The organism is Bartonella sp. AA89HNZF (genome assembly GCF_042196905.1).
GTDB lineage: Bacteria > Pseudomonadota > Alphaproteobacteria > Rhizobiales > Rhizobiaceae > Bartonella.
Genome location: NZ_JBHIRD010000048.1, coordinates 1 through 3,802, shown reverse-complemented (window position 1 = coordinate 3,802; position 3,802 = coordinate 1). Strand labels below are relative to the sequence as shown.

1 pseudogene is annotated in these 3,802 nt (G+C 40.6%); it reads left to right on the top strand.

Going from position 1 to position 3,802, the window contains the following annotated elements:
* Positions 1-3,802, top strand: a pseudogene (locus tag ACFIN0_RS09460) (hypothetical protein); the annotation flags it as partial.

Sequence of the window (3,802 nt, the reverse complement as noted above, 5' to 3'; positions counted from 1 at the left end):
TATTAGATGGAGAAATTTCTAAAGGTTCGACAGAAGCGATCACTGGCAATCAGCTTTATTCAATGAATCAGACATTTTCTGAGTATTTTGGTGGAGGAGCAGGTTATGATAAAGATGGAAAATGGAAAGCTCCAAGTTTTAAGGTTAAGAAAGTTGATGCGGAAGGTAAAGAAAGTGAGGAAAGCTATAAGAGTGTAGCGGAAGCACTTTCTGATATTAGTAGTTCTGTCACGAATGTTCATCATGATGTGACTAATGTTGTCAGTGATAGCCTTGTCAAGCAGGATGAGAAGACAAAAGTTATCAATATTGGTAAAGAAGTAGCAGGTACAGAAATAAGTTTTCTGGACGAAAAGGGCAAAGAACGGACGCTTTCAGGTGTTAAGGCGGCAGAGAATGACAATGAAGCAGTTAATAAAGCGCAGCTTGATGCAAGTCTGAAGGATCTTTCTACCAGCCTTCAGTCTGATGACTCGGCTGTTGTTCACTACGATAAGCTGGCAGATGGTAAAACTGATTATAGCAGTGTGACTTTAGGTAAAGGTAAGGATGCAGGACCAGTTGCACTTCATAATGTAGCGGATGGTACCATTGCTGAAAATTCACATGATGCGATTAATGGTAGTCAGATCAACACGATTTCTCAGAATGTAGCTAAATTCCTTGGCGGCGATGCGGCATTTAAAGACGGTAGCTTTACCAACCCTACTTATAACTTATCTCGCGTTTCTGAAGATGGCGAGGTAACACAAAAAGCCTTTACCAATGTTGGTTTAGCATTTGAGGGACTTGATGCAAATATCAAAAATGTGAATCAGCGTATTAAGGAAGTCTCAGAAGGAGTTGCACAAGATTCTTTATCATGGAGCGAGGGTGAAAAATCCTTTGTAGCCTTGCATGGAGGAAAAGACGGTGCAAAGACAAATAGCAAGATTAAGTTCCTTGCGGCAGGAGATATTACGAAAGAATCTACAGATGCAGTAAATGGCTCCCAACTTTATTCCTTAGGAAAAGATCTTGCATCGTACTTAAACGGTGATGCTAAGTATGAGAAAGATCAATGGTTGTTGCCTAGATTTAAAGTTACACACCTTAAAGAAGATGGCACATCAGAAGAAGCTGAGTACGATAGTGTTTCAGAAGCTCTTTCAGGTGTTGGTAATTCTTTCACGAATGTGGTTAAAGACTTTAATGACAAAGTCACGAATATCACAGAATCTGTCCAAGGCGATGCGCTGTTGTGGAATAAGGACGCAGAGGCGTTTGTAGCCAAGCATGGAGAGAAGGAAAGCAAGACGAACAGCAAGATAACGTCGCTTGCAAATGGGGGTATCACTAAAGACTCAAGCGATGCTGTAACAGGAAATCAGCTATATGCTCTAGGTAACAGTGTTGCAAAGTCTTTAGGTGGTGATGCTAGTTATGCAGGTGGCGCTTGGACGGCTCCAAGTTTCAAAGTTAAGATCGTTAATGAGGATGGTACTAAAGTTGAAGAGAAGAAGTATGATACTGTATCGGAAGCATTTGCTGGTGTAGGAACATCTTTTGAGAATCTTCAAAAAGAGTTTACTCAAAACAACACGGAGGTTACTGAAAATATTAAGCAGAATGCGTTGTTGTGGAGTGATTCTGAAAAGGCGTTTGTAGCAACGCATGGAGAGGGTGATGAGAAAGGCAACAGTAAAATTAAGTTTCTTTCCAATGGAGAGGTTTCTGCAAGCTCAAGTGAAGCGGTCAATGGTTCTCAGCTTTTTGCGACTAATCAAAATGTAAGCAGTGTATCTAACAATCTTGAAACAACAGCTACGAATATAGCTAAATCCTTTGGCGGTGGCGCTGAATATAAAGAAGGTCAATGGAGTGCTCCAAGCTTCAAAGTTAAGATCGTCAAAGAAGATGGCAGTGCTGTTGAAGAGCAAAGTTATGATGATGTTGCTAAAGCATTTGCTGGTGTAGGCGCTTCATTCACGAATATTCACAAAGAGCTTAAGAATGAGATTAATAAAGTTGTAGGAGATAGTCTTGTTAAGTTTGATGATACGACAAATGTAATCAAGCTTGGTGGTGAAAAAGAAGGTGCGAGCATCAGTATTGCGGATAAGGAAAGCCAAGATAGAATACTTTCAGGTGTTAAGACAGCGACAAGGGATAATGAAGCGGTTAACAAGGGTCAGCTTGATGAAAGTTTAAAGGATCTTTCTACCAGTCTTCAGTCTGATGAATCGGCTGTTGTTCACTATGATAAACAAGGTGATGATAATAGCAGCACTAATTATGCGAGTGTGACTTTGGGTAAAGGTAAGGGTTCTGCAACTGTTGGTTTGCATAATGTTGCCGAAGGTCAGATTAGTGAGAATTCGCATGATGCGGTTAATGGCGGTCAGATTTCTAAGGTTTCTCAGGATATTGCGAAATACTTAGGTGGAGGTACAAGCTTTAAAGATGGTACTTTCACGGGTCCAACCTATAAATTATCCAGTGTTGATGCAAAAGGCGAGGTAGTAGAAAAATCTTATGGTGATGTTGGTTTAGCCATTGAAGGTATTGATACGAATTTCAAGAATGTGAATAACAACCTAACGAATAAGTTTAATGAACTTACTGAAAATATCACGAATATTACTCAGGAAGTTCAAGGCGATGCGCTGTTGTGGGATAAGGACGCAGAAGCGTTTGTAGCGACGCATGGGGACAATAAAGAGAACAGCAAGCTCACATCACTTGCAGCTGGCTCTATAGTATCAGGCTCGAGTGATGCGATTACGGGTGGACAGATTTATGATCTGCAAAAAAAGTTTGCTGGCTATTTTGGTGGAGGTGCTGGTTATAATGAGAAAGGCGAATGGCAAGATCCGGATTTCCAAATTCAGACTTTCAGCAATGATGGTACGAAAGGAGATAAGAAGAGCAGTAATAATGTTGCAGGTGCATTTAATGACATTAATGACAGCATGAGCACTATCAACGCTCGTATTAAGGAAGTTTCAGAAGGAGTTGCACAAGATTCTTTATCATGGAGCAAGGCTGAAGGTGCTTTTGTCGCCTTGCATGGAGAAAAAGATAGTGAGAAGACGAACAGCAAAATCACATCACTTGCAAATGGTGATATTACTGCTAGCTCAAGCGATGCTGTAGCAGGAAATCAGCTATATTCTCTAGGTAACAGTGTTGCAAAGTCTTTAAGTGGTGATGCTAGTTATGCAGGTGGCGCTTGGACGGCTCCAAGTTTCAAAGTTAAGATCGTTAATGAGGATGGTACTAAAGTTGAAGAGAAGAAGTATGATACTGTATCGGAAGCATTTGCTGGTGTAGGAACATCTTTTGAGAATCTTCAAAAAGAGTTTACTCAAAACAACACGGAGGTTACTGAAAATATTAAGCAGAATGCGTTGTTGTGGAGTGATTCTGAAAAGGCGTTTGTAGCAACGCATGGAGAGGGTGATGAGAAAGGCAACAGTAAAATTAAGTTTATTTCCAATGGAGAGATTTCTGCAAGCTCAAGTGAAGCGGTCAATGGTTCTCAGCTTTTTGATACGAATAAGACAGTTGCAACTTATTTAGGTGGTGGCGCTGAATATAAGGAAGGTCAATGGAGTGCTCCAAGCTTCAAAGTTAAGATCGTCAAAGAAGATGGCAGTGCCGTTGAAGAGCATAGCTATGATGATGTTGCGTCAGCCTTTGCTGGTGTTGGTGATTCATTCACGAATATTCATAAAGAGCTTCAGAATGAGATTAATAAAGTTGTAGGAGATAGTCTTGTTAAGCAGGATGATGCTACGAAGGTAATCAAGATAGGTGGAGA